26 protein-coding genes, 1 pseudogene and 1 riboswitch are annotated in these 26824 nt (G+C 74.6%); of the genes and pseudogenes, 14 read left to right on the top strand and 13 right to left on the bottom strand.

Annotation, left to right across the window (positions count from 1 at the left end; translation table 11 throughout):
* Positions 1 to 200: 200 nt before the first annotated feature.
* Positions 201 to 974, top strand: coding sequence for a maleylpyruvate isomerase family mycothiol-dependent enzyme (locus Q3W71_RS28865; RefSeq protein ID WP_302922623.1), 774 nt, complete (start codon positions 201 to 203; stop codon positions 972 to 974).
* Between the two features lie 582 nt (positions 975 to 1556).
* Here the strand turns inward: Q3W71_RS28865 and Q3W71_RS28860 are convergent.
* Both Q3W71_RS28860 and Q3W71_RS28855 read right to left on the bottom strand, forming a co-directional pair.
* A complete protein-coding gene (locus Q3W71_RS28860) occupies positions 1557 to 1988 on the bottom strand; it encodes an ATP-binding protein (RefSeq protein ID WP_302922622.1) in 432 nt (143 codons plus the stop codon).
* Positions 1989 to 2034: 46 nt separating this feature from the next.
* Positions 2035 to 2094, bottom strand: a pseudogene (locus Q3W71_RS28855) (hypothetical protein); the annotation flags it as partial.
* A 54-nt stretch (positions 2095 to 2148) separates the two neighbouring features.
* Between Q3W71_RS28855 and Q3W71_RS28850 the strand changes: the two are divergent.
* Both Q3W71_RS28850 and Q3W71_RS28845 read left to right on the top strand, forming a co-directional pair.
* Positions 2149 to 3153 carry a tyrosine-type recombinase/integrase gene (locus tag Q3W71_RS28850; protein WP_302922621.1) on the top strand — a complete coding sequence of 335 codons (1005 nt, stop codon included), beginning with the start codon at positions 2149 to 2151 and terminating at the stop codon, positions 3151 to 3153.
* Positions 3150 to 4166: a hypothetical protein gene (locus tag Q3W71_RS28845; protein WP_302922620.1), complete on the top strand. Its 1017-nt coding sequence runs from the start codon at positions 3150 to 3152 to the stop codon at positions 4164 to 4166. Before Q3W71_RS28850 ends, Q3W71_RS28845 begins: the two co-directional genes overlap by 4 nt.
* 1 nt (position 4167) lies before the next feature.
* On the opposite strand, the gene Q3W71_RS28840 is transcribed toward Q3W71_RS28845, so the two are convergent.
* The 3 genes from Q3W71_RS28840 to Q3W71_RS28830 form a co-directional block, all read right to left on the bottom strand.
* Entirely contained in the window at positions 4168 to 4800 is a 633-nt protein-coding gene (locus Q3W71_RS28840; protein WP_302922619.1) for a fasciclin domain-containing protein, read from the bottom strand.
* Between the two features lie 80 nt (positions 4801 to 4880).
* Positions 4881 to 6986: a M14 family zinc carboxypeptidase gene (locus Q3W71_RS28835; protein WP_302922618.1), complete on the bottom strand. Its 2106-nt coding sequence runs from the start codon at positions 6984 to 6986 to the stop codon at positions 4881 to 4883.
* 131 nt (positions 6987 to 7117) lie between these two features.
* Positions 7118 to 7897, bottom strand: a complete 780-nt coding sequence (locus tag Q3W71_RS28830) for an endonuclease/exonuclease/phosphatase family protein (RefSeq protein WP_302922617.1) — start codon at positions 7895 to 7897, stop codon at positions 7118 to 7120.
* Between the two features lie 246 nt (positions 7898 to 8143).
* Here Q3W71_RS28830 and Q3W71_RS28825 point away from each other — a divergent pair, with 246 nt between their 5' ends.
* The 3 genes from Q3W71_RS28825 to Q3W71_RS28815 all read left to right on the top strand — a co-directional run bounded on the left by Q3W71_RS28825 (position 8144) and on the right by Q3W71_RS28815 (position 11558).
* The gene (locus Q3W71_RS28825) at positions 8144 to 8917 is read left to right on the top strand and encodes a TSUP family transporter (RefSeq protein ID WP_302922616.1); all 774 of its coding nucleotides are present in this window, start codon (positions 8144 to 8146) and stop codon (positions 8915 to 8917) included.
* Positions 8918 to 8959: 42 nt separating this feature from the next.
* On the top strand, positions 8960 to 9736 hold the full coding sequence (locus tag Q3W71_RS28820; protein ID WP_302922615.1) for a GNAT family N-acetyltransferase: 777 nt from the start codon (positions 8960 to 8962) through the stop codon (positions 9734 to 9736).
* A gap of 244 nt (positions 9737 to 9980) precedes the next feature.
* Positions 9981 to 11558 carry a VWA domain-containing protein gene (locus Q3W71_RS28815; protein ID WP_302922614.1) on the top strand — a complete coding sequence of 526 codons (1578 nt, stop codon included), beginning with the start codon at positions 9981 to 9983 and terminating at the stop codon, positions 11556 to 11558.
* A 53-nt stretch (positions 11559 to 11611) separates the two neighbouring features.
* On the opposite strand, the gene def is transcribed toward Q3W71_RS28815, so the two are convergent.
* Complete coding sequence (def, locus tag Q3W71_RS28810; RefSeq protein WP_302922613.1) at positions 11612 to 12121, bottom strand: peptide deformylase; 510 nt, start codon at positions 12119 to 12121, stop codon at positions 11612 to 11614.
* Positions 12122 to 12131: 10 nt separating this feature from the next.
* Positions 12132 to 12920 carry a TetR/AcrR family transcriptional regulator gene (locus Q3W71_RS28805; protein ID WP_302922612.1) on the bottom strand — a complete coding sequence of 263 codons (789 nt, stop codon included), beginning with the start codon at positions 12918 to 12920 and terminating at the stop codon, positions 12132 to 12134.
* Positions 12921 to 13000: 80 nt separating this feature from the next.
* On the opposite strand from Q3W71_RS28805, the gene Q3W71_RS28800 reads away from it, so the two are divergent.
* Both Q3W71_RS28800 and Q3W71_RS28795 read left to right on the top strand, forming a co-directional pair.
* Positions 13001 to 13960, top strand: coding sequence for an ATP-binding cassette domain-containing protein (locus tag Q3W71_RS28800; RefSeq protein ID WP_302922611.1), 960 nt, complete (start codon positions 13001 to 13003; stop codon positions 13958 to 13960).
* Positions 13957 to 14769 carry an ABC transporter permease gene (locus Q3W71_RS28795; protein WP_302922610.1) on the top strand — a complete coding sequence of 271 codons (813 nt, stop codon included), beginning with the start codon at positions 13957 to 13959 and terminating at the stop codon, positions 14767 to 14769. The genes Q3W71_RS28800 and Q3W71_RS28795 overlap by 4 nt, the downstream gene beginning before the upstream one ends.
* A gap of 119 nt (positions 14770 to 14888) precedes the next feature.
* Here Q3W71_RS28795 and Q3W71_RS28790 read toward each other — a convergent pair whose 3' ends face one another.
* The gene (locus tag Q3W71_RS28790; protein ID WP_302922609.1) at positions 14889 to 15371 is read right to left on the bottom strand and encodes a MarR family winged helix-turn-helix transcriptional regulator; all 483 of its coding nucleotides are present in this window, start codon (positions 15369 to 15371) and stop codon (positions 14889 to 14891) included.
* A gap of 42 nt (positions 15372 to 15413) precedes the next feature.
* Here Q3W71_RS28790 and pip point away from each other — a divergent pair, with 42 nt between their 5' ends.
* Entirely contained in the window at positions 15414 to 16364 is a 951-nt protein-coding gene (gene pip / locus Q3W71_RS28785; protein WP_302922608.1) for a prolyl aminopeptidase, read from the top strand.
* A 97-nt stretch (positions 16365 to 16461) separates the two neighbouring features.
* Here the strand turns inward: pip and Q3W71_RS28780 are convergent, their stop codons facing one another.
* Together Q3W71_RS28780 and Q3W71_RS28775 are read right to left on the bottom strand one after the other, a co-directional pair.
* On the bottom strand, positions 16462 to 17085 hold the full coding sequence (locus Q3W71_RS28780; protein ID WP_302922607.1) for a YdeI family protein: 624 nt from the start codon (positions 17083 to 17085) through the stop codon (positions 16462 to 16464).
* Positions 17086 to 17221: 136 nt separating this feature from the next.
* Complete coding sequence (locus Q3W71_RS28775; protein ID WP_302922606.1) at positions 17222 to 18442, bottom strand: chorismate-binding protein; 1221 nt, start codon at positions 18440 to 18442, stop codon at positions 17222 to 17224.
* A gap of 96 nt (positions 18443 to 18538) precedes the next feature.
* Between Q3W71_RS28775 and Q3W71_RS28770 the strand changes: the two genes are divergently transcribed.
* Positions 18539 to 18739, top strand: a complete 201-nt coding sequence (locus Q3W71_RS28770; protein ID WP_088993863.1) for a DUF5999 family protein — start codon at positions 18539 to 18541, stop codon at positions 18737 to 18739.
* Positions 18740 to 18863: 124 nt separating this feature from the next.
* Here Q3W71_RS28770 and gcvP read toward each other — a convergent pair whose 3' ends face one another.
* Positions 18864 to 21683: an aminomethyl-transferring glycine dehydrogenase gene (gene gcvP, locus Q3W71_RS28765; protein ID WP_302922605.1), complete on the bottom strand. Its 2820-nt coding sequence runs from the start codon at positions 21681 to 21683 to the stop codon at positions 18864 to 18866.
* 74 nt (positions 21684 to 21757) lie between these two features.
* A riboswitch (glycine riboswitch) is annotated at positions 21758 to 21855 on the bottom strand.
* Positions 21856 to 21954: 99 nt separating this feature from the next.
* Here gcvP and Q3W71_RS28760 point away from each other — a divergent pair.
* Positions 21955 to 22311 (top strand): nuclear transport factor 2 family protein, encoded by a 357-nt coding sequence (locus Q3W71_RS28760; RefSeq protein WP_302922604.1) that lies wholly within the window; start codon positions 21955 to 21957, stop codon positions 22309 to 22311.
* Between the two features lie 100 nt (positions 22312 to 22411).
* On the opposite strand, the gene Q3W71_RS28755 is transcribed toward Q3W71_RS28760, so the two are convergent.
* Positions 22412 to 23341 carry an NAD-dependent protein deacetylase gene (locus Q3W71_RS28755; protein WP_302922603.1) on the bottom strand — a complete coding sequence of 310 codons (930 nt, stop codon included), beginning with the start codon at positions 23339 to 23341 and terminating at the stop codon, positions 22412 to 22414.
* Positions 23342 to 23444: 103 nt separating this feature from the next.
* Between Q3W71_RS28755 and Q3W71_RS28750 the strand changes: the two genes are divergently transcribed.
* Complete coding sequence (locus Q3W71_RS28750) at positions 23445 to 24104, top strand: NAD(P)H-binding protein (RefSeq protein ID WP_302922602.1); 660 nt, start codon at positions 23445 to 23447, stop codon at positions 24102 to 24104.
* 54 nt (positions 24105 to 24158) lie between these two features.
* On the opposite strand, the gene Q3W71_RS28745 is transcribed toward Q3W71_RS28750, so the two are convergent.
* Positions 24159 to 24974 carry a TetR/AcrR family transcriptional regulator gene (locus Q3W71_RS28745; protein WP_302922601.1) on the bottom strand — a complete coding sequence of 272 codons (816 nt, stop codon included), beginning with the start codon at positions 24972 to 24974 and terminating at the stop codon, positions 24159 to 24161.
* Positions 24975 to 25026: 52 nt separating this feature from the next.
* On the opposite strand from Q3W71_RS28745, the gene Q3W71_RS28740 reads away from it, so the two are divergent.
* Both Q3W71_RS28740 and Q3W71_RS28735 read left to right on the top strand, forming a co-directional pair.
* Positions 25027 to 26004, top strand: coding sequence for an ATP-binding cassette domain-containing protein (locus Q3W71_RS28740; RefSeq protein WP_302922800.1), 978 nt, complete (start codon positions 25027 to 25029; stop codon positions 26002 to 26004).
* A complete protein-coding gene (locus Q3W71_RS28735; RefSeq protein WP_302922600.1) occupies positions 26001 to 26822 on the top strand; it encodes an ABC transporter permease in 822 nt (273 codons plus the stop codon). The genes Q3W71_RS28740 and Q3W71_RS28735 overlap by 4 nt, the downstream gene beginning before the upstream one ends.
* Positions 26823 to 26824 lie beyond the last annotated feature (2 nt).

The raw sequence follows: 26824 nt of genomic DNA, 5'->3' as shown, positions 1-26824 counted from the left end.
AAGCAGCGAGTTGTAGCGGGCCTGGTGGTTGCGCTGGTGCTCTTGGCTCAGATGGTAGGTCCGTAGCGGTCGAAGTCGCCGTTGGCGAGCAGTGCGCGGAGTTCAGGACGGCTTCGGCGCCGGCGCTCCGCCCGGCCGTCGACGCGTTCGTCCGACAAATTCGCTACCCGGCGGCCGGAGCGCAGTGCTAGACAACCGACGTGCAAAACATCTTGGAGTTCCCCGAGGTCCTGCGGCTGATCGAAGACCGCTCGGCCGCGTTCCGCGCCGCGATCGCGTCCGCCCCCGACCTTGACGTTCAGGTCCCGACCTGCCCGGACTGGACGCTGCGCGAACTGGCGCAGCACCTCGGCGACGGCCGTCGCCGCCAGGCCGCCATCGTCGCGGCGGGCCCGGGCGCTGAGCCCCCGGCTAGGACGGACCCGAAGGGCGCCCCGACCGCGCCCCGCGACCGCGAAGCCCTGGACGCCTGGCTCGCCGAGTCGACCGCACTCATGCTCGACGCGATGCGCGAGGCCGGCCCGGACCGCGGCTGCTGGACCTGGTGGGGCCGCTCGCAGGCCCCGGAGACCAGCGGAGCCGTGGCCCGGCACCAGATCCAGGAGATCGCCGTCCACACCTACGACGCCCAGCTCACCCAGGGGGCCGCACAGCCGCTGCCGACGGACGTCGCGGTCGAGGGCGTCGACGAGTTCCTGACGACCGTCGCGGCGACGACCGTCCCCTGGCCGTTCAAGCCGGCGACCATCGACCTGCACACGACCGAGGGCCGCTCCTGGCGCCTGACCCTCAACGCCGACGGCGTCCGCTGCGACGACCTCGCCGCCGACGCGGAACCGGGCGACATGGCGATGCGAGGCACAGCGAGCGAAATGGTCCTCTACTTCTACGATCGCGTCCCGCTCGACGGCCTGGAGACCACCGGCGACACCGAGCCGATGGAGCAGCTCGCAGACTGGGACCCGAACGCGTAAAGCGCGCACTTGTGACGTATCTGTCGGTTGTGCGCGCGCTCCTGGGCGCGCCACTGGGCCGGGGGTTGCGGACATCGCGCGGCTGCGGGCAGGTTGCGGGCCTGCTGTTCAAGGGCGAAAGGCGCACCTGCGGGCGGCTCGCGCTCGACTGGGGACGGTGCGCGGCGGGTGCAGATTGCTGGGACCGGCCTGGTAGATCAAGCAGCGAGTCGGTAGCGGGCCCGGTGGTTGCGCTGGTGTTCTTTTCGAGGTGGGAGTGTCCGGTAACGGTCGAAGTCGCCGTTGGCGAGCGGGGCGCGGAGTCTCAGGACGGCTTGGCGCCGGCCAGTGAGCCGTTCGGCGGGGCGGTGACGTAGACGACGGGGGTGCGGTCGCCGCCGGGATAGCGGGCCCGGCCTCGCAGTTCGTGCAACCGGCCCAGCTGTTTGATCGCGGTGGTCTTGCCGGTCGCCGCGGCGCATCAGCTCAGGACGGTTGAGAACAACATCGGTGCCGCTGACCCGGGTGAAGTTCCAGGTCATCCGTCCAGCGGCAGCGATTCGATAATGTACATTATGTCAAGTAACCGGATCCGGGCCTCCCTCACCGGGGCGGTCCCAGGTACGCCGCCACCGCGGCGGCGCGTCGCTCGACCGGGCCGGGTGGGACGTCGACCAGGTGGTAGCCGTGCTCCGCGTACACCCGCTCGTGCACGCGGGCGAACTCCAGCGCCTCGGTGTAGCTGATCCGGCGGGCCGCCGTCGGCGTGACGAAACCCAGTGGCCGCACCAGGAACACCCGGCGCTGGTAGATCCCCTCCCGGGCCGCCCGCTCGACCTCCGCCGCCAGCACCTCGCCGACCGGCCGGCGCAGGAACCGGGCCAGCGCGAGCGTGCACAGTGGTGAGCGGTCGTACACCTGCACCGGGCCGCGTGCCCCGGTCTGGCGCGCCCGCTGGAGCCGGGTGACGGCCTCGACGAAGTCCGGCTCCGCCCACGGCTCGGCCACGCCCCGGGCCTGCCCCGCCGCGATCACGTCGGGTGGCCGCCTCGGCGACGACCGGATATCCCCGCCGGCGCAGTTCCTCGGCGATGCTGGTCTTGCCCGCTCCCGGAGCGCCGGTCAGCACGTACCGTCGCATCCGCGCCCTCCCCTGAGCTGTCGACGAACGCGAAAATCATGCATAATATCCCTTATGCATGACAAACAGGACGAATCGGTGCAACAGCTGATCGAGGAGTTCCTGACCGCCCGGGCCACCCGCAAGCCGTCCCCGCACACGCTCGAGGCGTACCGGCGGGACCTGCGCACCGTCGCGGCCCTGGCCGGCGAGCTGGTCACCCCTCCCCTCCCCCTGGATGCTTTGCGCATCAGCGCCCTCACTCCCCGGCTGATGCGCGCGGCGTTCGCCCGGTACGCCGCCCCGCGCGCGGCGGCGTCGGTGCACCGGGCCTGGTCCACCTGGAACAGTTTCTTCTCCTTCCTGGTCGCCGACGGGGTGGTGGGCGGCAACCCGATGCCGGCGGTGGACCGGCCCCGGGCGCCGCTCCCCCGGCCCAAGCCGCTGCGCGGGGCGGACACTCCGGAGCAGTTGTTGACCGCGGTGGCCCGCGAGCACGCCCGGCAGCGTGACCCGTGGCCGGAGCGGGACGTGGCGGTGCTGGCGTTGGCGCTCTGCGCGGGGTTGCGCCTGTCGGAGCTGCTGGCGCTGCGGGTGGGCTCGCTGGCGGGCCGGCCCGGTGAGCGGCGCGTCGACGTGGCGGGCAAGGGCGGGCGGCCGCGGGTGGTGCCGATCGAACCGGAGCTGGACGGGGTGCTGGTGGCCTACCTGGACAGCCGGGCCCGACGGTTCGGGGCGCGCACGGTGCGGCCGGACGCGCCGCTGCTGGTGGACCGCCGCGGCGAGCCGCTGCGCCGGGGCGGGCTGCAGTACCTGGTGGAGTCATGTTACCGGCGGGCGGGCATCACCGACCGGGTGCCGCCGGGGGCCCGGTTGCACGCGCTGCGGCACACCTTCGCGACCCGGTTGGCCGAGGACGGCGCGAGCGCCGCGGAGATCATGCGGTTGCTGGGGCACGCGTCGTTGGCGTCGTCGCAGGCGTACATCGAGGTGACGGCCGGTCAGCAGCGGGACGCGGTGCGGGCCAACCGCACCAACCGGGTGTTGGCGGGGCTGGTGCGCGGGGAGCTGCCGCGGTGAGGGTGGGCGCGGCGCGCGCGGTGGCGGCCCGGTGGGTGCGGGAGTACGCGGCGCGGGAGCCGGGTGTGCGGGGCGCGTTGCTCAGTGGTTCGACGGTGGGCATGCCCGCGGACGCGGTGCTGCCGCCGTGGTCGGACGTGGACGTGCTGGTGGTGCGGGACGCGCCGGCCGGGAAGCTGGGCAAGTTCCGCTGGGGCGGGGTGTTGCTGGAGGTGACGTTCCTGACCTGGGCGGAGCTGGGTGCGCCGGAGGAGGTGCTGGGGTCGTTCGTGTTCGCCGGGTGTGTGCGGGCGGGCGCGGTGCTGGCGGATCCGACGGGGCGGTTGGCGGCGGCGCACCGGCGGGTGGCGGCGGAGTTCGCCGAGCCGCGGTGGGTGCGGCGGCGGTGTGCCGGGGTGCGGGAGCGCGTCGAGCGGGGGTTGCGGGAGCTGGACGCCGCGGCGCCGTTGCACGAGCAGGTGACGGCGTGGCTGTTTCCGACGTCGTTGACGGCGGTGCTGCCGCTGGTGGCGGGGTTGGTCGAGCCGACGGTGCGGCGGCGTTACGTGCGGGCGGCGCAGCTGCTGGCCGCATGTGGGCTGGCGGGGCGCTATCCGGGTCTGTTGGCGCTGTTGGACGGTGGCGGGGTGGGTCCGGCGCGGGTGCGGGAGCATCTGGCCGGGTTGGCGCGCACGTTCGACGTGGCGGCCGAGGTGGCGCGGACGCCGTTCTTCTTCAGTGCCGACATCACGCCGGCGGCGCGGGTGGTGGCGGTGGACGGCAGCGCGGCGTTGGTGGCGGCGGGGTGGCATCGGGAGGCGATGTTCTGGATCCTGGCGACGTACGCCCGGTGTCACGCGATCCTGGCGGCGGACGCGCCGGAGTGGGGTGCGCGGTTGCTGCCGTTGTTCGAGGCGGCGTTGGCGGATCTGGGGGTGGCGTCGGCGGCGGATCGGCGGCGGCGGGCGGACGCGGTGCTGGCGTACCTGCCCGGGTTGTGGGAGACGGCGGAGCTGGTGCTGGCGCGGCGGTGACTCAGTGGGCGCGGTGGCCGGTGCCGTCGGCGGTGGTGGGCAGGGGGCCGAGGACGGTGTCGACGATGTGGATGCGGGCGCGGGCGGCCTGGTAGTCGGCGCAGACGGCGTCGGCCTTGCCGCCGAAGCGGGTGGTCGGGCCGGTGCGGGTGACGGTGAGGGTGGTGCCGTCGAGGGTGCGGGTGGTGCCGGCGGCGGCGAGTTCGTCGACGGTGTGGGCGCCGGCGATGAGGTGCGCGGTGACGAGGGTGCGCAGTTTCTGGTGGTCCCGGGTCATCAGGGTGTCCCAGGTGTCGTCGGAGAACTTGGCGGCGAAGGCGTCGTCGGTGGGCGCGAGGATGGTGATCCCGCCGGTGGTGTCGAGGCCGGTGAGGGCGCCGCTGGTGCGTAGCGCCGCCTCGAAGGTGGTGAGGGTGGGCATCCAGGTCAGGGCCGCCTCGGCGGGTTGGCCGGCGAGGAAGGTGGGGTTGCCGGGTTCGCTGCCGGTGGGTAGGGCGGCGCAGAGCGGGCCGGTGACCGCGACGGCGGTGGCCGGGGCCGGCGCGGGGCGGGCGCTGTCGTCGGCGGTGCAGGCGGTGGCGGCGAGCAGCAGGGCCGCGGCGGCGAGGGCGGGTGCGGTGCGGGGGTGCGGCACGGCGGCCTCCACGGGGTGTGGTGGTGCCGGCAGGGCGGCGTGCCGCGCCGCCCTGCCGGCACCGGGTTACCGGGTGGGTGTCACAGGGCCGCGCACTGGTCGGTGCGGGGTCCGTGGACGGTGTTGGTGATGCCGAGGTTGATCGGTGCGGGGGCGTTGCCGGCGCAGGTCAGCGGGCCGCGGACGGTGGTGCCGGCGAGCAGCGGCGTGTCGGCGCCGGTGGTGTTGCGGGCCAGGTCGACCGGGCCGGTGACGGTGACGTCGATCAGGGAGATCGCGTCGGTGGTGCCGGTGATCCGGACGGGGCCGGTGACGGTGCTGTCGGCGAGCAGGACGCCGGCGGCGCCGGTGGCGGTGACCGGGCCGGTGATGGTGCTGCCGGTGGCGACGAGGGTGGCGCCGGGGCGGACGGTGACCGGGCCGGTGACGGTGGCGCCGGCCAGGCAGGCGAAGCCGGTGACGGTCAGGGGTCCGGTTCGCTTGCCGGTGAGGGTCGGGTAGACGCGTTCGCCGTCGGTGAGGTTCTCCACGCCCTGGGCGTCGAGCAGCAGCGGGATGAGGCCGCGTTCGGGTTGGTTGAGGGGTACGTAGTAGCTGTCGCCGGTCTTGACGACCTTCCAGCCGTGCGCGGCGAGGCGTTGGGCGACGGTGGTGCCGGTGCCGCCGGGTCCGTCGGTGCGGGCGCCGTGGTACTGCTCCTCGGTGAGCCGGTAGGCGCACGGCGGGTTGTCGAGGATGAGGTCGGGTCGGGGGGCGTCCAGCGGTGGTGGGCTGTCGCCGGGGTGCGGCGCCGGGTGGGCGGGGATGGGTCGGGAGCCGCGGAAGACCAGCCGGCCGGTGTTGGCGGCCTGGCCGGTGATGGCCTGGGCGCGGGCGGTGGTGATGTCGGCCAGTTGGGCGCGGTGGTAGTCGAGGAACTGGTGGAACGTCCACAGCGCCGAGTAGGTCTTGCGGCGCCGGTTGTTGGCGGTGTTGCCCTCGTCGGGTCGGGTCTGGCCGCCGGAGCTGCGCAGTTCGAGCAGGCTGTTGACGACGTTCTTCAGGCCGAGGGTGTTGCGCAGGATGGTTTCCTCGCTGAGGCCGACGTTGCCGCCGCCTTCGCAGCCGTAGGGGCAGGCCCACCAGCCGGCCTGGGCGCCCTCGCGGTACATGTGCCCTTCGATCATGTCCTGGGACTCGTCGAAGATGGACTGGGCGACGTTCTGGTGGCGGGGCGGCAGCATGGGCAGGTCGCCGGCGCGGGAGTTGCCGTACTCGTGGCCGTCGTAGCCGGCGACGGGCCGGTAGTCGCGGATCATGGCGACGTACGCGGCGGTCTCGGGTTGGCGGATGAGCGAGTAGTCGCGGTTGAGGTCCTGGCCGGTGGAGTTGCCGCGGGTGTTGGCGGCGCGGCCGTCACCGTTGATGGTGGGCACGATCAGGACGGTGGTGTGGCTGAGCAGGTCGGTGACGCGCTGGTCGGTGCTGAAGGCGAGTTGCCGGGCCATGATGAGGCAGGCTTCGCGGTCGCCGGGTTCGTTGCCGTGGACGTTGCAGTTGATGGCGACCGGTGCGGTGGCGGCGACGGCGGCCGGGGTGGCCGGCGGGGTCGGGTATCCGATGACGAACATGTTGATCGGCCGGTCGCGGACGGTGCGGCCGATCTCGACGACGCGGACCCGGTCGCTGAGTTGGTCGATGGCGGCGGTGTAGGCGTACTCGTCGGTGTCGCTGGTGTACTGGGCGGCGCGGGTGGTCTCCCACTGGGTGCGCAGCTGTTCGCCCGGGGTGTCGGGGTTGCCCCAGGGTGCGGTGGTGGTGCCGGCGACGGGCTCGGACCAGGGCTGTTCGGTGGTGCCGATGCGGGCGCGGACCCGCCAGCGGAACCGGTCGCCGGGGTGGAAGCCGGCGTCGGCGAAGGTGGGTGAGGTCTGGTTGATCTGCCGGTTGGGGCGCCAGATGCCGACGATGGTGGGCGGGCCGGTGGGGGTGTCGGTGGCGTCGACGGCGGTGCGTTCGATCTGGTAGTCGGTGGCGTCGGGGACCGGCTGCCAGGCGAGGGTGGCGTATCCGTCGGCCTGGTCGACGGTGAGGTCGGTGACCTGGTGGGGTGCGGGGGTGTCCTGCTGTCGGGCGCTGGCCGGGGTGGCGACGAGGCTGACGGCGAGGAGCGTGGACAGTGCGATGAGGATGTTTCGGCGTCTCACGTGGCCTCCATGGCGAGGACTGGTTGACCGTGACGCGGTTTGGACCAGCATGATCGGCATGGATCACTGACGCAATGAGCTTGAGGAATTCTTGTGGTAAGGGGTCGTGGCCCGAGTTGCCGCTGACCGGTTCAGCCGAGGTCGACCAGCAGGGGGCGGTGGTCGGAGATGGTGGACAGTGGGGTGTGCACGCCGGTGACCGGTGGTAGCTGGTCGATGCCCTGCCGGTCGGCGAGGACGTGGTCGAGTTGCACCCGGGGTTGCCCGGCGGGGTAGGTGGGGCGGCGGCCCAGGGGTCGCCAGCCGGAGACGAGGCGGGCGGCCCAGGCGGGCAGGTTCAGGTCGCCGAGCAGGATGCGGGGGGCGGGCAGGGTGCGCAGGGCGCGGACGACCTGGCGCAGCTGGTGGGCGTTCCAGCCGGGGACGAAGGACAGGTGGGTGGCGGCGACGGTGAGCGGGCCGTGGGGGGTGTCGAGGATCGCGGCGAGCAGCACGCGGGGTTCGTCGTGGAGCAGGACGAGCCCACCGCCGGGGCCGGGGACGTAGACCGGTGAGCGGACCGGCGCGGGGCGCAGCCGGGTGACCCGCCAGCCGCGTACCGGGTGGCGGCTGACCAGTCCGATGCCGTAGCAGGGTTCGCCGTGCCCGTCGTCGTCGTGGGTGAGGGGGCGGAACGTCTCGCCGGGGGTGCCGACGACGGCAGCGGCGAAGCGGTGTTCGGGGGCGTCGAGGGCGCGGGCGGCGATGGCGGTGAGGTCGAGTTTGCCGCTGCGGCTCTGGTCGCGGTCGACCTCCTGCAGGGCGAGGATGTCGGCGTCCAGGGCGGTGACGGCGGCGGTGAGGCGGTCGGGGTCGACCAGGCCGTCGGTGAGGGAACGGCCGTGCAGCAGGTTGAACGTGGCCAGGCGCACGTTTGCACCCTACGATGCCGTGGCACAGTTGCCCGGTGCTCAGGGTGTTGCTGTGTTCGGCGCTGCTGTTCGTGGCGGTCGGCGCGGTGGGTGTCTGGCTGCGCCGCCGGCGCGGCCGCTGAGGTGCTCTCTCCCGCCCCGATGTCAGCCGGCCGGTTCGCGCCGCGTCGGGCGGGGTGTCGGTGCTGGTGAGGCTGGCCACAGACGGTCTCGTCGCCGGGGTGCCGGTGGGAAGAATGGCGGCCCGTGGACCCCGTATCGCTGACCACCCTGCTCGCCGCGGCCGCCATGGCCGGCTGGGTCGACGCGGTGGTGGGCGGCGGCGGTCTGCTGCTGTTGCCGGCGCTGCTGGTGGGGGCGCCGGGGGTGCCGGTGGCCACCGCGCTGGGCACGAACAAGCTGGCGGCGATCGCGGGGACCACGACCGCGGCGGTGACGTACGCGCGGCGTACCAAGCTCGACTGGGCGGTGGCCGGGCCGGCGGCCGGGTTGGCGGTGCTCTGCGCCGGGCTGGGCGCGGCGCTGGCCGGCAGCGTGCCGGGGTCGGCGTACCGGCCGGTGGTGCTGGTGGTGCTGGTGTCGGTGGCGGTGTTCGTGTTGCTGCGGCCCCGGCTCGGGGTGGTGGCGGCACCGCAGCGGCGCACCCCGAAGCGGGTGGTGGCGGCGGTGGCGGTGGCCGGCGTGGGCATCGCCCTGTACGACGGGCTGATCGGCCCGGGCACCGGCACGTTCCTGGTGCTGGCGTTCACCGCGCTGATCGGCGCGGACTTCGTGCACGGCTCGGCGATGGCGAAGGTGGTCAACGCCGGCACGAACCTGGGCGCGCTGGTGGTGTTCGCGGCGACCGGGCACGTGTGGTGGCTGTTGGGCGCGGGCATGGCGGTGTGCAACATCGCCGGGGCGGTGCTGGGGGCGCGGATGGCGTTGCGCCGCGGCGCCGGGTTCGTGCGGCTGGTGCTGCTGGTGGTGGTGCTGGCGCTGGTCGGCAAGCTCGGCTACGACCAGTGGCTGGCCGGCTGACCGGCCGGCGGGCCCCGGCACCCGGTGTGTGATCATCGGCGGGTGCCGGTGCGCGCGGAACACGACCGGGCCGTCCTGGCGCGACTGCTGGGCCGGGATCCGGTGCTGCACGCCTACCAGTTGGGCGACCTGGACGACTTCTTCTGGCCGTACACCTCGTGGTTCCGCCGCGGCGACGAGGTGGCGTTGCTGTACCACGGCGCCGACCCGCCCACCCTGCTGGCGTTCGCCGCGCCGGCCCGGGTGCCGGCGCTGGCGGCGCTGCTGCGCGAGCTGGCGCCGGTGCTGCCGGCCCGGCTGTACGCGCACCTGTCCCCCGGTCTGGAGCCGGCGCTGGCCGGCGGGTTCACCCTCGGCGCGGCCGGCGGGCACCACAAGATGGCGCTGACCGACCCGGCCCGGCTGACCACGGTGACCCCGGCCGGGGTGGTGCTGCACGCCGGTGACCTGCCGGCGCTGCGCCGGCTCTACGCGGCCGCCTACCCGGGCAACTGGTTCGACCCGCGGATGCTGGACACCGGCCAGTATGTGGGGGTGCGCGACGGCGACGAGCTGGTGGCGGTGGCCGGGGTGCACGTGTACTCCCCCGCCTACCGGGTCGCGGCGCTGGGCAACGTCACCACCCATCCGCTGGTCCGCGGCCGGGGCCTGGCCGGGGCGGCGGTGGCCGCCCTGTGCGGGCGGCTGCGCGGCCAGGTCGATCACGTCACGTTGAACGTCAAGGCCGACAACACGGCCGCGCTGCGGCTCTACGACCGGCTCGGCTTCACCCGCGTCGCCGACTACGGCGAGTACACGCTGACCGCCCGGCTGTCCTGACCGACCGTTGTCGGTCGATGACGGACCGTCCGTCGGGGCGGGCGGGCCGGCCGGCGGTGCGGACCGGACGACCGGCCCAACCGTGACGCGAAACCCTCTCCGGCGGCACGTCCGGCGCTGATGCGAGGTCGGAAACCCGACGCTGACCTGGGCTTGTGTCGGACCGGCGGAAGCCGGCGGCAGCCCTAGCGTCGGGCGGCAGAGGCCGCGCGATCCGGGCGCGGCGGAGCTGAGGGAGCAACGCATGGCAACAGCAGCAGGACCGCGGCGACGATCACGCTGGGTGATCGTGGCGGCCGGTGTGACGGCCGCGGTGACCGGGTTGGCGACCCCCGCGCTGGCCGCGCCCGGGGTGAGCCCGGCAACCGTCGACCGCGACGCCGACCCGGGCACGTCGATCCCGGTGGCGAAGGTGGTCTCCACCCCGCCGATCCCGCCGAAGCCCGACGTGGTGCTGCTGGTCGACACGACCGGCAGCATGGGCGGGGCGATCGCCAACGTCCGCACCAACCTGCAACAGGTCATCACCGACGTGCGCACGGCGCAGCCCGGCGCGCACTTCGCGGTGGCCTCCTACCGCGACACCGGCGACGGCGCCGAACTGTTCCGGGTCCGGCAGGACCTCACCGACGACGCCACCGCGCTGCAGGACGCGGTGGACGGGCTCGCCGCCGGCGGCGGCGGGGACACCCCGGAGGCGTGGGTGAACGCCCTGGTAGAGGTCTCCGAAGGGGCGATCGGCTACCGGACGGGCAGCAGCCGGATCGTGGTGCTGGTCGGAGACGCGCCCAGCCACGACCCGAGCAACGGGCGCACCGCCGCGCAGGCGGCCGCGGCGTTGCAGGCCGACGAGGCCCGGCTGCTGGCGGTGAACGTCTCCGGCGGCGGTGGCGGCCTGGACGCCACCGGGCAGGCCAGCGCGCTGGTCGCGGCCACCGGCGGCCAGCTGGTGGGCAGCTCCCCCGACACGGTGACCGCGGCGATCCTCGCCGGCCTGCGCGACCTCGACGTCACGGTCACCCCGACGGTGACCGGCTGCGACCCGGGGCTGTCGGTGGGCTTCGACGCGCCGTCGCGGACCCAGCAGTCCGGCACCGACGTGCCGTTCGCGGAGACCGTCACGGTGGCGGCCGACGCCGCCCAGGGCGCGGTGCTGCACTGCACGGTGCAGTTCCTGCTCAACGGCCTCTCCGGCGGGCCGGCGTTCACCCAGCGGATCGCCGTGCGGATCAACGACGTCACCCCGCCGGTGGTGGTCGTCGACGACCGTACGGTGGAGGCGACCAGCCCGGCCGCCGCGGTGATCGACTACCCGGCCTCGGCCACCGACAACGTCGACGGGCCGCTGACCCCGACCTGCGCGCCGCCGCCGGGGGCCACGTTCCCGCTCGGCGCCACCACTGTCACCTGCACCGCCACCGACGCGGCCGGCAACACCGGCAGCGACACCGCGGTGATGCGGGTGGTCGACACCACCGCGCCGGCGACGGGGTGCGTGCCGACCAACAACCCCGGCGGCGACAACACCCCCGGCTCGGACAACCCGGACGGCTTCTACCAGCTGACCTCCACCGACATCGTGGACACCGCGGTGGAGGTGTTCATCGGCGACGCCGCGGACCCGACGGTGCGGTTCGGCCCGTTCCCGGCCGGCACGAAGATCAAGCTGGTGCAGGCGCCGGGCGCGCAGTCGCGGGTCAAGGACGGCACCGGCGACATCGACTACAAGGTGACGTTGCGCGGTGACGCGGTCATCACCGGTGTCGACGACGCCGGCAACACCTCGACAGCGGTGTGCCTGGTGGCGCCCCCGCCGAAGTGACCGGCCGCGGGGGCGGTCGGCTGGCCGCCCCCGCACCCGTCACCGGACGCGGGTCAGCCGCGCCGGGTGGGCGAGTCGAACTGGCCAGCGCGGATCTCCCGCAGCGCCCGGCGGCGGACGTCACCGCGCAGGGTGTCGACGTAGAGCCGGCCGGTCAGGTGGTCGGTCTCGTGTTGCAGGGCGCGGGCCAGGAACCCGCTCCCGGAGATGGTCAGCGGCTCGCCGTGCTGGTCGAAACCGTGCGCGGTGGCGTGCAGCGCCCGCCGGGTCGGGAAGTAGAGCCCGGGGATGGACAGGCAGCCCTCGTCGTCGTCCTGGGTTTCCTCGGACAGCTCCAGGGTCGGGTTGACCAGGTGGCCGCGGTGGCCGTCGGCGTCGTAGACGAACACCTGGGCGCTGACCCCGATCTGGTTGGCCGCCACGCCGGCGCGTCCGGGCGCGCCGAGCAGGGTGTCCATCAGGTCGCTGACCAGGGCGCGCAGTTCGGCGTCGAAGCTGGTCACCGGCTCGCACGGGGTGCGCAGCACCGGGTCGCCGATGATCCGGATGGGCCGCATCGTCATGCCGGCAAGATTATCCGGCGGCCGGCGGGGCGCCACCGCCCGGGCGGTCGCGGATCAGCACCTCGATGCCGTCGAGGATGCGGTGCAGCCCGAACTCGAAGGCGCGCGCCGGGTCGCCGGCGGCCTGGTACTCCTCGCCGGCGGCGGCGCCGACCCGCGCGGCGACCGGGAAGCGGCGCGGGTCCATCGCCTTCTCCAGGTACGGGGCGTGCGCCTGCCACCACTGGTCCTCGGTCATCCCGGTGCGCTCGGCGGCCTGGGCGGCCTCCACCGCGCCGCGTACCGCGCCGTGCACGAACCCGGAGATCAGCGTGACCACGGCGTCCATCTCCAGGTCGGTCAGGCCGATGCCGTCGACGGCGCGCAGCTCGTACTCGTAGCGGGCGATCACGTTGGGGCCCAGCGGTGGGCGGGTGGTGGCGACCTGCAGCAGCCAGGGGTGGCGCAGGTACAGCGCCCGGGTCTCCCGGGCGATCTGTTCGAGCCGGCCCCGCCACCCGCCGGGCACGTCCTCGGGGCGGGCGGTCTCGCCGTAGACGGTGTCGAGCATGACGTCGAGCAGTTCGCCCTTGCCCGGCACGTACGTGTAGAGGCTCATGGTGCCCACCCCGAGGCGCTCGGCGACCCGGCGCATGGACAGCGCGGCGAGCCCCTCGGTGTCGGCGACCTCGATCGCGGCCCGGACGATCCGGTCGACGCTCAGGTCGGGCCGCCCCTTGCGGCTGACCCGTTCCCGGGTGCGCCACAGCAGGGCGAGGCTGCGGGCCGGGTCGCCGGTGCCGCTGTACTCCGTCGTCACCCCCGGCACTTTACCGTCGCCTGTACCGTACGTCGTACGGTACGCTGTACGGCGCGCCGATTCGGGAGACGGGAGCGCTGATGCACATCGACACACCGGCCATCGAGGCCGACGGGCTGCGCAAGCGGTACGGCGACACCGAGGCCCTGGCCGGGCTGGACCTGGCGGTGCCGGCCGGGCAGGTCTGCGCCCTGCTCGGCCCCAACGGGGCGGGCAAGACCACCGCGGTGCGGATCCTCACCACCCTGCTGCGACCCGACGCCGGCCGGGCCCGGGTCGCCGGGCACGACGTGGCGCGCCACCCCGACCGGGTGCGCGCCGCGATCGGCCTGGTCGGGCAGCACGCCGCGGTCGACGAGGTGCTTAGCGGCCGGCAGAACCTCGTCCTCTTCGGCCGGCTGCACCACCTGCCGGCGCGCGCCGCGCGGGCCCGCGCCGACGAACTGCTCGACCGCTTCGGCCTGGCCGACACCGGCACCCGGCCGGTCTCCGGCTACTCCGGTGGCATGCGCCGCCGGCTCGACCTGGCCGCCAGCCTGGTCCTCGCCCCCGGCGTGCTCTTCCTCGACGAGCCCACCACCGGGCTCGACCCGCGCGGGCGCAGCGAGGTGTGGGACGCCGTACGCGACCTCGTCGCCGAGGGCACCACCGTGCTGCTGACCACCCAGTACCTGGAGGAGGCCGACCAGCTCGCCGACAGCATCCGGGTGATCGACGGCGGCCGGGTGGTCGCCGCCGGCACCCCCGACCAGCTCAAGAACGACCTCGGCGGCGACCGGCTCGACGTGGTGTGCGACCGCGCCGCCGATCTCGACCGGGCCGCCGCCCTGGTCGCCGCCGCCACCTGCGCCACCCCGAGCGTCGACCCGGCCGCGCTGCGGATCAGCGTCCCGGTCGGCGACCGGGTAGCCGCGCTGGCCGCCGTGCTGCGCGCGCTGGACGGCGTCGGCGTCGCCGACGTGGCCGTGCGCCGCCCCACCCTCGACGAGGTGTTCCTGCGCCTCACCGACACCTCGACCACCCGGAAGGTGACCGTATGAGCAGCCTCACCCTCGCCCCGCACCGGCTGCGCTGGGCGGTCACCGACAGCGCCGTGCTCACCGGCCGGGCGCTGCGGCACTGGGCCCGCCAACCCGGGCAGCTGGTCGTCGGGCTGCTCTTCCCCGTGCTGCTGGTGCTGATGTTCGGCTACCTGTTCGGCGGGGCGATGTCGGTGCCCGGCGGCGGCGACTACCGCGAGTTCCTGCTGCCCGGCCTGTTCGCCATGACGATGGCCTTCGGCATCGAGGCCACCTACGCGGCGGTGGCCACCGACACCGCCCGCGGGGTCACCGACCGGTTTCGGTCGCTGCCGATGGCCCCGTCGGCGGTGGTGACCGGCCGGGCCGCCGCCGACCTGCTGCACTCCGCCGCCGGCCTGGCGGTGATGCTCGGCTGCGGCTGGCTGGTCGGCTGGCAGTGGCGCAACGGCCTCGCCCCCGCGCTGGCCGCGGTCGGGCTGCTCCTGCTGCTGCGGGTCGCGCTGATCTGGGTCGGCATCTACCTGGCGCTGCTGCTGCGCCGGCCCGAGTCGGTGGTGGCGTTGCAGATCCTGGTCTGGCCGGTCGGGTTCACCTCCAACGCGTACGTGCCGCCGGAGACGATGCCGGGCTGGCTGGCCGCGCTGGCCGAGTGGAACCCGCTGTCGGCGACGGTGGCGGCCGGCCGGGAACTGTTCGGCAATCCCGGCTGGGGCGGTGAGTCGTTCGCCGCGCAGCACGCCGTCGCCCTCGCCGTGGTCTGGCCGTTGCTGCTGATCGCGGTGTTCCTGCCGCTGTCGGTGCGCCGCTACCGGCGGCTGAGCCGCTGACCGGCCGCCGTGGGGGTGCCACCGACGCCGGTGGCGCCCCCGCGGTCGTCCCCGGCGTCCGTGGCGGCCGGCCAGGTCGGGCATCGGGCGGCCGGCGCCGCAGGCCCGGTCGACGCAGGTCAGCGCGGTGGGGGCAGGCCGGCGTCGGCGATGCGCCGGCGCAGGGGCCGGCGGTCCACCGCGGCGAGCACCGCGCGCAGCAGGTCGGCCAGTGGCACCGGCAGTTCGGCGTCCAGGTCGCGCAGCGCAGCGGTGGTGGCCGCCCACTCGGCCTCGATGACCGGCAGCAGCTCGCGGGCCCGGTCGGTCAGGTGCACGATCCGGTGCCGGGCGTCCGCGCCGGGGGCCAGCTCGACCAGGCCGGCCCGGGCCATCTGCGCAACGGTCTGGCTGGCCGCCGAGTGGGTGACCCCGACCCGGCGGGCCAGGTCCCGGATGGGCAGCGGCCCGTCGGCGACCAGCACCCGCAGCGGCGGGGAGAACCGGGGCCGGTAGTCGGCCAGGCCCCGCTCGGCGTAGACGGCGGCCACGTCGCCGTCGAGCACCTCCAGGACGTGCCGCAGCAGCGTCCCCACCGCCTCCCGGTCCGGCAGTTCCGTCACCCCGCTAATGTAACAGCGCTGTTGTATCTGAGGGAGGACGGGATGTACGAAGCGGTGGAGCCGTACGCGCATGGGCTGCTCGACGTGGGCGACGGCCAGCTCGTGTACTGGGAGACCTGCGGCAACCCGGAGGGCAAGCCGGCGGTGGTGCTGCACGGCGGCCCCGGCTCCGGCGCCACGCCGGGCTGGCGGCGCTACTTCGACCCGGCCCGCTACCGGGTGGTCCTGTTCGACCAGCGTGGCTGCGGCCGCAGCCGCCCGCACGCCGCCGACCCGGCGGTCGACCTGTCCGTCAACACCACCGACCACCTGATCGCCGACATCGAGCGGCTGCGCGCGCACCTGGGCGTGGACCGCTGGCTGGTGCTCGGCGCGTCCTGGGGCTCCACCCTCGGCCTGGCCTACGCCCAGCGCCACCCGGAGCGGGTCAGCGAGCTGGTGCTGTTCAGCGTGGTCACCACCAGCCGCCGGGAGGTCGAGTGGATCACCCGGGAGATGGGGCGGATCTTCCCGGCCGAGTGGGTCCGCTTCCGCGACGGGGTGCCCCCGGCCGACCGCGACGGCGACCTCGCCGACGCGTACGCCCGGCTGCTGGCCGACGCGGACCCGGCGGTGCGCGAGCGGGCCGCCCGGGACTGGTGCGCCTGGGAGGACACCCACGTCGGCACCGTCCCCGGCCACCGCCCCGACCCCCGCTACGCCGACCCGGTGTTCCGGATGGCCTTCGCGCGGCTGGTCACCCACTACTGGCGGCACGCCGCCTTCCTGCCCGACGGCCAGCTGTTGGGCGAGGCGGGCCGGCTCGCCGGCATCCCCGGGGTGCTGCTGCACGGCCGGCTCGACATCAGCAGCCCGCCCGAGATCCCCTGGCGGCTGGCGCAGGCGTGGCCGGACGCCCGCCTGGAGCTGCTGGACGCCGCCGGGCACGGCGCCGGCCACGGCATCGGCGCCCGGGTGCTGGCCGCGCTGGACGGGTTCGCCGACCGCCGCTGAACGCCGCACACCCGGGTGCTCGGCGCCCCGGCCTCCGGTGGGCTGAGACCCGCCCGCGGTCCCGCGCCCGTGCCGGCCGGACGACCGCGGGCGGGTCTCAGTCGTCGAGGGTGCGCCGCTGCGGGTGGATCGTCTCGCCGCGGGCGAGCATGTCGACGAACTGGGCGATCCGCCGGGCCCGGGTGTCGGCGCGCTTGGCGCTGCCGACCCGGTACAGGACGGCGTACCGGTTCTGGGCGGTGAGGATGTCGAACATCGCCCGTGCCCGGGGCTGCGCGGCCAGCGCGGCGGCCAGGTCGTCGGGCACCTGGGCGCTGGCCTGCCCCGGGTAGGCCGCGTCCCACCGGCCGTCGGCCCGGGCGCGCTCGACCTCGGCCATCCCGGCCGGACGCATCCGCCCTTCGTCGATCAGCCGGGTGGCGAGGTCGACGTTGCGCGCCGACCACGGGCTGCGGGCCCGCCGCGGGGTGAACCGTATCCGGTAGGTGTGCTCGTCGCGGCGCCCGGCCTGGCCGTCGATCCAGCCGTGGCAGAGCGCCTCCTCGAGCGCCTGGTCGTAGCTGAGGCTGGTCGGTCGCGTCGTGCCCTGCCGGGCGAGCACCAGCCACACCGCCGCCACGTTGTCGTGGTGCGCGGCCAGCCACTCCCGCCACGCAGCGGCGTCGGCCACCACCAACTCCGCCACCTGGTCTCCTGACCCCACCCCGACCTCCTCACCCACAACCGCACCCTCGACACCCTCCGTTGATCATGAGGTTGGCCGTGCGGGAACGGACATCTCACCCCGCCAACCTCATGATCAACGCGAAAGGCGACCCGGCGGCCACCGTACCGGGGGGCACCGACAGGGAAGGGGGTCAGCGGGCGGCGAGGGTGGCGCGGACGGGGGCGGTCTTGGCGGCCGCCTCGGCGACCTCGGCGTCCGGGTCGCTGTCCCAGGTAATGCCGCCGCCGGCCCAGACGTGCACCCGGTCGCCGTCGGCGGCGGCGGTGCGGATGGTCAGCCCCAGGTCGATCCGGCCCGGCGCGACCCAGCCGAGCGCGCCCATGCTGGCGCCCCGGCCGACCGGCTCCAGGGCGGCGATCCGGTCCAGCGCGGCGAGCTTCGGCGCGCCGGTGACCGACCCGCCGGGGCAGACCGCGCGCAGCAGGTCGGCCAGGCCGAGCCCGTCGGCCACCGCCGCGGAGACGGTGGACTCGGCCTGCCACAGGTCGCACCAGCGGCGTACGGCGAACAGCTCGTCCACCCGGACGGTGCCGGTGCGGGCCAGCCGGGCCAGGTCGTTGCGTTCCAGGTCGACGATCATCACGTGTTCGGCGCGTTCCTTGGCCGAGGCGAGCAGTTCGGCGCGGCCGGCGGCGGTGGCCGGGCGGGTGCCCTTGATCGGGCGGGTGACCAGCCGGCCGTCGGCCAGCTCGACCAGGGTCTCCGGGGAGGCGCAGCCGATCGCCCAGCCGGCGCCGGCGAGGGTGCCGCCGTAGCGGGCGCCGGGCAGCGCGCCGAGGCGGGCCAGCGCCGGCAGCGGGTCGCCGGCGTACCGGGCGGCGGCGTGGCCGACCACGTTGACCTGGTAGACGTCGCCGCGACCGATGGCCGCGCGCACGGCGCGCACCGCGTCGGCGTGCTGGCCGGGCGTCCAGCTCTCCGCCCAGTCGCCGAGCCACCAGCCGGCCGGCGGCGGCGCGGGCGCCGGCGGCGTCGGGGTGTGGCCGTAGACGACCACGGCGACCTCCGGCAGGTCGGCCGGGTTGGCGGCGCCGGGCGGGCCGCCGGCCAGCAGCGCGCCGGCGGCGGCGGAGACGTAGAGCGCGGCCCCGCACGCCCCGGTCGGGTCGTGCCGGGCGGCCGGGCGGGCCAGGTCGTGCAGCGGCACGCCGTGGGCGGCGAGGAACTCCTCGGCGCGGGCGGCCGGGTCGCCGCCGTCGGCGGGCCGCCACTCCCACCGGGCGCGTTCGACCAGCGTACGGCGGCAGCCGGCGGGCGCCGCCGGCACATCGATCAGCCTCTCGCTTGGGAGCGTTTCCACGCCGTCCGGCCCAATCTGCCTCGTCCGTTCAGTGGATTTCCCGTCGACCACGCGCACATCTGCTCGATGTTGGCCACTTTCGCTTGGTACTGTGCGTCACTGGTCATGTGAACCATGACACAGTGCCCCCACAGTCCGGAGAACCCGATGTGCCAGCACCAACCCACCTGCCCCTCCGCCGAGGCGACCGACCGGGAGGCCGCCCGGGTCATCGCCTGCTTCCCTGAGCAGGGCTGGAGCCTGCTCTGCAACGGTGTCATCGTCTTCGAGGACACCGGTGAACTGCTCCCCGACGGCCGCACCATCGCCCCGCACCGCGGGCCCGCCCGGCACGCCCTTGTCGCCTGACCTGTCACGCTCCGTCACGTAACTCTTCGCGTCGGCCCAGGCTAGTCCCCCGGTCGGGACACTCGCCGGCAGGTCGGCGTACCCGCCGGGGCGGCACCCATGACCGCCCCGGCGTCCCGCGACGTCAGCTCTCGAACGCCTCCGGCGACGGGCACGAGCAGACCAGGTTCCGGTCGCCGTACGCGCCGTCGATCCGCCGCACCGGCGGCCAGTACTTCCCGACCCGGTCCACCCCGCCCGGGTACGCGCCCACCGACCGCGGGTACGGGTGCGGCCAGTCGTCGCCGCTGACCATCGCCGCGGTGTGCGGCGCGTTCGCCAGGGGGTTGTCGCCGGCCGGCCACTCCCCCGCACCCACCTTGTCGATCTCCGCCCGGATGGCGATCATCGCGTCGCAGAACCGGTCCAGCTCGGCCAGGTCCTCGCTCTCCGTCGGCTCCACCATCAGCGTCCCCGCCACCGGGAACGACATGGTCGGGGCGTGGAAGCCGTAGTCGATCAGCCGCTTCGCCACGTCGTCCACGCTCACCCCGGTCGCCCTGGTCAGCGGCCGCAGGTCGAGGATGCACTCGTGCGCCACCAGGCCCTTGTTGCCGGCGTACAGCACCGGGTAGTGGGCGCGCAGCCGCGCCGCCACGTAGTTCGCCGCGAGCACCGCCACCCCGGTGGCCCGGGTCAGCCCGGCCGCGCCCATCATCCGCAGGTACGCCCACGGGATCGGCAGGATCCCCGCCGACCCGTACTTCGCCGCCGAGATGGCCGGCCGGCCGTCGACGTGACCGCCCAGCGGGTCGCCGGGCAGGAACGGCGCCAGGTGCGCCCGCACCGCCACCGGGCCGACCCCCGGCCCGCCGCCGCCGTGCGGGATGCAGAACGTCTTGTGCAGGTTCAGGTGCGACACGTCCGCCCCGAACCGGCCCGGCTTGGCGAACCCGACCAGCGCGTTGAGGTTCGCGCCGTCGACGTACACCTGCCCGCCGGCCTCGTGGACCTTCGCGCACAGCTGCGCGATGCCGGTCTCGTACACCCCGTGCGTCGACGGGTACGTCACCATGATCGCGGCGAGCGCGTCCCGGTGCTTGTCGATCTTCGCGTCGAGGTCGACCAGGTCGACGTTGCCGTCGGCGTCGCAGCCGACCACCACCACCCGCATGCCGGCCATCACCGCGCTGGCGGCGTTGGTGCCGTGCGCCGACGACGGGATCAGGCACACGTCCCGGTGCCCCTCACCCCGCGAGGCGTGGTACGAGCGGATGGCCAGCAGCCCGGCCAGCTCACCCTGGGAACCGGCGTTGGGCTGCACGCTGACCGCGTCGTAGCCGGTCACCTCGGCCAGCCAGCCCTCCAGCTGGGCGATCATCTCCCGGTAGCCGGCGGTCTGCTCCGCCGGCGCGAACGGGTGGATGTGGGCGAACTCCGCCCAGCTCACCGGCTCCATCTCGGTGGTCGCGTTGAGCTTCATCGTGCACGAGCCGAGCGGGATCATGCCCCGGTCCAGGGCGTAGTCGAAGTCCGAGAGCCGCCGCAGGTAGCGCAGCATCGCCGTCTCGGAGTGGTGGCTGCGGAACACCGGGTGGGTGAGGAAGTCCGAGGTGCGGGCCAGCGTCGCCGGCAACGCCGGGTCGCCGGCGCCGGCGAAGGCGGGCACGCCGAACGCCGCCCACACCGCCTCCAGGTGCGCCACCGTGGTGGTCTCGTCGCAGGCGATGCCCACCCGGTCGGCGTCGACCAGCCGCAGGTTCACCCGCCGCTCGGCCGCGGCGGCGACCACCTCGGCCGCGCGGCCGGGCACCGTCGCGGTGACGGTGTCGAAGAACGCGGCGTCCGCGACGTCCACCCCGCCGGCGCGCAGCCCGGCCGCGAGCCGCGCCGCCATCTCGTGGGTACGCCGGGCGATGGCCCGCAGCCCGTCCGGGCCGTGGTAGACGGCGTACATGCCGGCCATCACGGCGAGCAGCACCTGCGCGGTGCAGATGTTGCTGGTCGCCTTCTCCCGCCGGATGTGCTGCTCGCGGGTCTGCAACGCCAGCCGGTACGCGGGGTTGCCGTCGGCGTCACGGGACACCCCGACCAGCCGGCCGGGCAGCATCCGCTCCAGCCCGGAGCGGACCGCCAGGTAGCCGGCGTGCGGGCCGCCGAAACCCATCGGCACGCCGAAGCGCTGGGTGGTGCCGGCGGCGATGTCGGCGCCGATCTCCCCCGGCGGGCGCAGCAGGGTCAACGCCAGCAGGTCCGCCGCCACGGTGACCAGCGCCCCGGCGGCGTGCGCCGCCTCGACCAGGGCGGCCTGGTCGCGGACCGCCCCGGACGCGCCCGGGTACTGCAGGTGCAGACCGAAGAACTCGCCCGGCAGCTCGTCGGCGGCCACGTCCAGCACCCGCACCTCGATGCCGAGCGGCTCGGCCCGGCTGGCGATCACCGCGATGGTCTGCGGCAGGGTGTCGGCGTCGACCACGTACACCGGGCTCTTGCTCTTCGACGCCCGGCGGGCCAGGGTCATCGCCTCGGCCGCGGCGGTGCCCTCGTCGAGCATCGAGGCGTTGGCGGTGGCCAGGCCGGTCAGGTCGGTCACCATGGTCTGGAAGTTCAGCAACGCCTCCAGCCGGCCCTGGCTGATCTCCGGCTGGTACGGCGTGTACGCCGTGTACCAGGCCGGGTCCTCCAGCACGTTGCGGCGGATCACCGCCGGGGTGTGCGTGCCGTGGTAGCCCAGGCCGATCATGGACACGGCGACGGTGTTGCGGGCCGCCAGCGCGCGCAGCTCGGCGATCGCCTGCTGCTCGGTGGCCGGCGCCGGCAGGTCGAGGGTGCCGTGCCAGCGGATCACCTCCGGGATGGCGGCGTCCATCAACTCGTCGATCGAGCCGTATCCGACCGTTTCCAGCATCCGGCGCTCGTCGTCCGGATCGGGGCCGATGTGGCGGGCGGCGAACTGCTCTGTCATGGGCTGCGCTCCCGGGAGGCGAGGTCGACGGGTCGGCCTCCCCCTGAGTCGCGCCCGCGCAGCGCTCCACAGTGCCTGCCCCCGCGGTCCTTTTGCCTGAGAGGTTCCGGGGAGGATATGCCCCTTCGGCGCCGCCCGTGCTGCTGTGGGCGGTCTCTCCCGCGTGGGTGGTACCGGCGAAGGTCAACGCTACCAGCGTCGGTGTTTCGGGCCGATGTCGTACCCCCGTCCCCGATCATGGAGGTAGTCGCGCACACCGCAGGAGGTGCCCATGACCGAGCCGGCGACCAGCCCGGACGACCTGGGGCGATTCTTCGTCGCCCGCGCCAACGCCCGCGACGTCGAGGGTCTCGTCGCCCTCTACGAGCCCGACGGGGTGTTCGCCACCCCCGCCGGACCCGCGGCCGGCGCCGACCAGATCCGGGCCGCGTTCGAGCAGATGCTCGCCGACGGCCCCACCTTCACCCCCGGCCAGCCGCAGCCCACCCTGTACGCCGGGGAGCTGGCGTTGACCTCCACCCGCCTCGATGACGGCTCGGTCACCGCGGAGGTGGCCCGCCGCCAGCCCGACGGCACCTGGCGCTGGGTGCTCGACCAGCCCCGCTTCGTCGCGCCACCGGCCACCTGACCGGCGTGCCGGCCTCGATCAGTTCCCGCCCGCCGCCTGACCCGGGCGACCGCGAGGCCGGTCGTGCGCCGCAGCCGCCCGACGGGCGGGTGCGCGAGGGCTAGCCGGCTGCCGCCGCGCCGACGGGCCCGGCCACCGGCCGGGCGCCCTCCGGTTCGGCGGGCCCGGCGGCCGGGCGGGAGCTGCCCGGGTCGGCGGGCAGGTCGCCGATGGTCCGGTCGGCCAGCGCGGGCAGCAGCCGGCCCAGCGGCGCGTCCACGGTCAGCGCCGCGTACCCGTCACCGCGGGTCTCCCCCTGGTTGACGATCACCACCGGGATGCCCAGCTTGGCGGCGCGCAGCACGAACCGCCGCCCGGACATCACCGTCAACGACGAGCCCAGCACCAGCAGCAGCCGGGCCCGGTGCACCAGGTCGAAGCAGTGCGCCACCCGCGGCGCCGGCACCGTCTCGCCGAAGAACACCACGTCGGGCTTCAGCGTGCCGGTGCCGCAGAAGGTGCAGTCCACCACCCGGAACCGGGCTACCTCGGCGTCGGGGAGCTCCACGTCGCCGTCCGGGTTGACCGCGTCGACCCGGGCGTCGAAGCCGGGGTTCGCCTCCCGCAGCCGCCGGTCCAGCTCCTCCCGGGAGGTCTGGTTGCCGCAGTCGAGGCAGACCACCTCGTCGAGGCGGCCGTGCAGCTCCACCACCGGCGCGCTGCCGGCGGCGGTGTGCAGCCCGTCGACGTTCTGGGTGATGACCGCCTCGACCAGGCCGGCGCGCTGCAACCGGGCCACCGCCCGGTGCCCGTCGTTCGGGGCCGCCCGGGCGATGGTCCGCCACCCCAGGTGGCTGCGCGCCCAGTAGCGCCGCCGCGCCTCGACGTCGCGGGTGAACGTCTGGTACGTCATCGGGGTGTGCCGGCGGGCCGCGCCGCTGGGCCCCCGGTAGTCCGGGATGCCCGACTCGGTGGACAGTCCCGCCCCGCTGAGCACCACGACACCACCGGCGCCCACCAGCTCGGCCAGCGCGTCGATCGTCTCGGTCACCCGTCCATGCTGCACCCGCCCGCACCCCGGCGACCACCCGCGGCGCGTCAGCGGGCGAGCCGGCCGACCCGCGCGGGCGGGGCGGGCCGGCTAGGTTGCAGGTATGCGCGTCGTCATCGCCGGAGGACACGGCAAGATCGCCCGGCTGCTGCTGCGGGAACTCACCGGCCGGGGCGACACCGCCGTCGGTCTGATCCGCAACCCCGACCACGCCGCCGCGCTGAGCGCCGCCGGTGCCCACCCGGTCGTGGCCGACCTGGAGCACCTCGGGGTCGACGAGCTCGCCGGGCACCTCGATGGCGCCGACGCGGTGGTCTTCGCCGCCGGCGCCGGCCCGGGCAGCGGCGCCGCCCGCAAGGACACCGTCGACCGGGCCGCCGCCGTGCTGCTCGCCGACGCCGCCCAGCGCGCCGGCGTCCGTCGCTATCTGCTGGTCTCCTCGATGGGGGTGGAGGGCGAACCGCGCCCCGGCACCGACGAGGTGTTCGCCGCGTACCTGCGGGCGAAGAAGGCCGCCGAGGACGACGTCACCGGCCGGGACCTCGACTGGACGGTGCTGCGGCCGGGCCGGCTCACCGACGACCCGCCGACCGGGCGGATCACCCTTCAGCGGCGGGCGCCCCGCGGCGCGGTCACCCGCACCGACGTCGCGCGGGTGCTGGTCGCCCTGCTCTACGCCCCGGCGACCGCCGGCATGATCCTGGAACTCGTCGGCGGGGACACCCCGATCGGCGAGGCGGTCGCCGCCGTCACCACATCCTGACCCCGTCGCCGGGCCGACCCGGGTCGCAGCGGCGCCGACACCCCAGCCGGGAAGCTACTGGGTCGCGCCTGACGCCCCGCCGCTGGTCGACCAGGAGCCTGCCCCTGGCCCGTCCCGCTCGTCGCGCCCCGCTCGGAGCGCCGCAGGCTCGGCCGTGGACGGCAGGGCCAGGGCGATGCAGTCCAGGACGCGCCGGAGCCCGTACCGGAACTGCTCGTCGCGGCTCAGGTGCGGCTGGCGCGCCTCCATCACGATCTTGGTGAAGATCGGGTACTCCCCGCTCTTCACCAGCCGGTCGACGTACGGGTAGCTGCGCGCCATCCACTCCGACTCGCTGAGCCCGCTGCGGCGGAACTCCTCGGCCGAGCTGATCTCCTCGCGGACGGTGCCCTCGACGTAGCCGTTCAGCATGCCCACGAGGCTGAGGTTCTCGTCGATGGAGACGAAGGGGTCGAGCACTCCCATCAGCCGTTCGATCAGGAGCAGCTGGTTGGGGCCGAAGCTGGGCAGTGACCGCTGCACGCCGGCGATCCACGGGTGTCTCAGCCACATGGCGCGCAGCCCGTCGGCGTAGCGGGTCAGGTCGGCGCGCCAGTCACCCGAGGGCAGGCCCGTGACGTCGATCTCGCCCATCAGCCGGTCGGCCATCAGCGCGACCAGATCGTCGCGGCTCGGGACGTACCGGTAGAGGGACATCGCGCCGGCGCCGATCTCGGCGGCGATCCGCCGCATGGTGGCGGCCTCCAGCCCTTCGGCGTCGGCGATCCGGACGGCCGCCTCGGTGATCTGCGCGCGACTGTAGACCGGCTTCGGCCCGCGGGCGGGGCGCTCGGGCCGCATCCAGATGTTCACGTACTCCGCGTCGGTCACCTCTCGCCCCTCCAGTTGCGTACATCGTACCCAGTAATCTAGCCTGGCCGCCATAACCGCGTACAACGTACCCAGTGGAGGGCTCGTGACCGATCCGATCGTGGTCGCCGAAGGGCTGCACAAGTCGTACGGCTCGACCCACGCCCTGCGCGGCCTGGACCTGACCGTCCCGAAGGGAACGGTCTGCGGCCTGCTCGGGCCCAACGGCGCGGGAAAGACCACAGCGGTGCGCATCCTGGCGACCCTGTCCGAGCCCGACGCCGGGCACGCCCGCGTCGCCGGACACGACGTCGTGCGCGAGGCGGGCGAGGTGCGCAAGCGGATCGGCCTCGCGGGCCAGTACGCCGCCGTGGACGAGAAGCTCACCGGCCGCGCCAACCTGCGCATGTTCGCGCGCCTCTGCCACCTGTCCCGGCGCGAGGCGCACCGGCGCGCCGACGAGCTGCTCGAACGCCTCGGTCTGGTGGACGCCGCCGATCGGCGGGTCAGCGGCTACTCCGGGGGCATGCGGCGCCGCCTCGACCTGGTCACCAGCCTCATCCTGCGCCCCGAGGTGCTCTTCCTCGACGAGCCGACCACCGGCCTGGACCCGCGCAGCCGCGGCGAGATCTGGGACAACGTCCGCGAGCTGGTGGCGCAGGGCAGCACGGTGCTGCTCACCACGCAGTACCTGGACGAGGCCGACCAGCTCGCCGACGACATCGCCGTCGTCGACCACGGACAGGTGATCGCCACGGGCACACCCGACGAGCTGAAGGCCACCATCGGCGACCGCCTCGACGTCGTCCTCGACGACCCCGCCGCCCTGCGCCCGGCGGTGACCGTGCTGAAAGCCCTGGCCGGGACCGATCCCACGACCAGCGGCGCCGACCGGCTCAGCGTCGCCCTCCCCGGTCGCGGCCTCCGGCTCGCCGAGATCGTCCGCGAGCTCGACCGCGCCGGCGTCGCCGCGGCCGACGTACGGCTGCGCCGCCCCACCCTCGACGAGGTGTTCCTGCGCCTCACCGACCGCAAGGAGCTGGTCCGATGACCGACCTCGCCCCGACGCTGGGCCACCGCCTGCGGTGGACGTTCACCGACGGGCTGACCCTGGTCGGCCGCGAACTCGGACGGCTGCGACACGATCCCGGCGAACTCGTCGCGGCGCTGCTCTTCCCGGCCGTCATGGTGGTGCTGTTCGGGTACGTCTTCGGCAGCGCGATCCAGGTGCCCGACGGCGGCGACTACCGCGAGTACCTCATGCCCGGCCTGTTCGCGATGGTGACCTTCGGCGCGGTCATGGGAGTGATGACGCGCACGGCCACCGACGCCTCCCGCGGGGTGATGGACCGGTTCCGTTCCATGCCGATGGCGCGCTCCGCGGTGCCGTTCGGGCAGACCGGCGCCGACCTGCTGACCGGCCTGCTGATGCTGGCCGTCATGGTGGGCGCGGGCCTGCTGGTGGGCTGGCAGCCGCATCGCGGCCTGATCCCCACCGCCCAGGCGTTCCTGCTGATGATCGTCCTGCGGTACGCGCTGAGCTGGGTGGGCGTCTGGCTGGGCCTGGCGGTGAAGAACGACCAGGTCGCCGACGCGATGGTGCCGCTGTTCCTGCCGTTCACGATGCTGTCGAACGCGTTCGTCCCGACCGACGGCATGCCCGGCTGGCTGCGCCTGCTGGCCGACTGGAACCCGGTGAGCGCGCTCACCGCCGCCGCACGGGAACTGTTCGGCAACCCGGGCGCCCCGCCCGCACACGTGGCCTGGCCACTGGCGCACCCGGTGACCGCCGTCCTGCTCTGGTCGGCCGCGCTACTGGTGATCTTCGTCCCGCTGTCGCTGCGCGCCTACCTGCGCAACGGACGCTGACC

Source organism: Micromonospora sp. C28SCA-DRY-2, assembly GCF_030519475.1.
Taxonomy (GTDB): domain Bacteria; phylum Actinomycetota; class Actinomycetes; order Mycobacteriales; family Micromonosporaceae; genus Micromonospora.
Note: the sequence above shows the minus strand (reverse complement) of the source record. Positions and strands in the feature narration are given on the sequence as shown.

Coding starts and splice junctions, on each gene's coding strand:
- Q3W71_RS28850 (WP_302922621.1), top strand. CDS start 2,149: ATGCATGACAAACAGGACGAATCGGTGCAACAGCTGATCGAGGAGTTC.
- Q3W71_RS28815 (WP_302922614.1), top strand. CDS start 9,981: ATGGCAACAGCAGCAGGACCGCGGCGACGATCACGCTGGGTGATCGTG.
- def (WP_302922613.1), bottom strand. CDS start 12,121: ATGACGATGCGGCCCATCCGGATCATCGGCGACCCGGTGCTGCGCACC.
- Q3W71_RS28800 (WP_302922611.1), top strand. CDS start 13,001: ATGCACATCGACACACCGGCCATCGAGGCCGACGGGCTGCGCAAGCGG.
- Q3W71_RS28795 (WP_302922610.1), top strand. CDS start 13,957: ATGAGCAGCCTCACCCTCGCCCCGCACCGGCTGCGCTGGGCGGTCACC.
- pip (WP_302922608.1), top strand. CDS start 15,414: ATGTACGAAGCGGTGGAGCCGTACGCGCATGGGCTGCTCGACGTGGGC.
- Q3W71_RS28770 (WP_088993863.1), top strand. CDS start 18,539: ATGTGCCAGCACCAACCCACCTGCCCCTCCGCCGAGGCGACCGACCGG.
- gcvP (WP_302922605.1), bottom strand. CDS start 21,683: ATGACAGAGCAGTTCGCCGCCCGCCACATCGGCCCCGATCCGGACGAC.
- Q3W71_RS28760 (WP_302922604.1), top strand. CDS start 21,955: ATGACCGAGCCGGCGACCAGCCCGGACGACCTGGGGCGATTCTTCGTC.
- Q3W71_RS28750 (WP_302922602.1), top strand. CDS start 23,445: ATGCGCGTCGTCATCGCCGGAGGACACGGCAAGATCGCCCGGCTGCTG.
- Q3W71_RS28735 (WP_302922600.1), top strand. CDS start 26,001: ATGACCGACCTCGCCCCGACGCTGGGCCACCGCCTGCGGTGGACGTTC.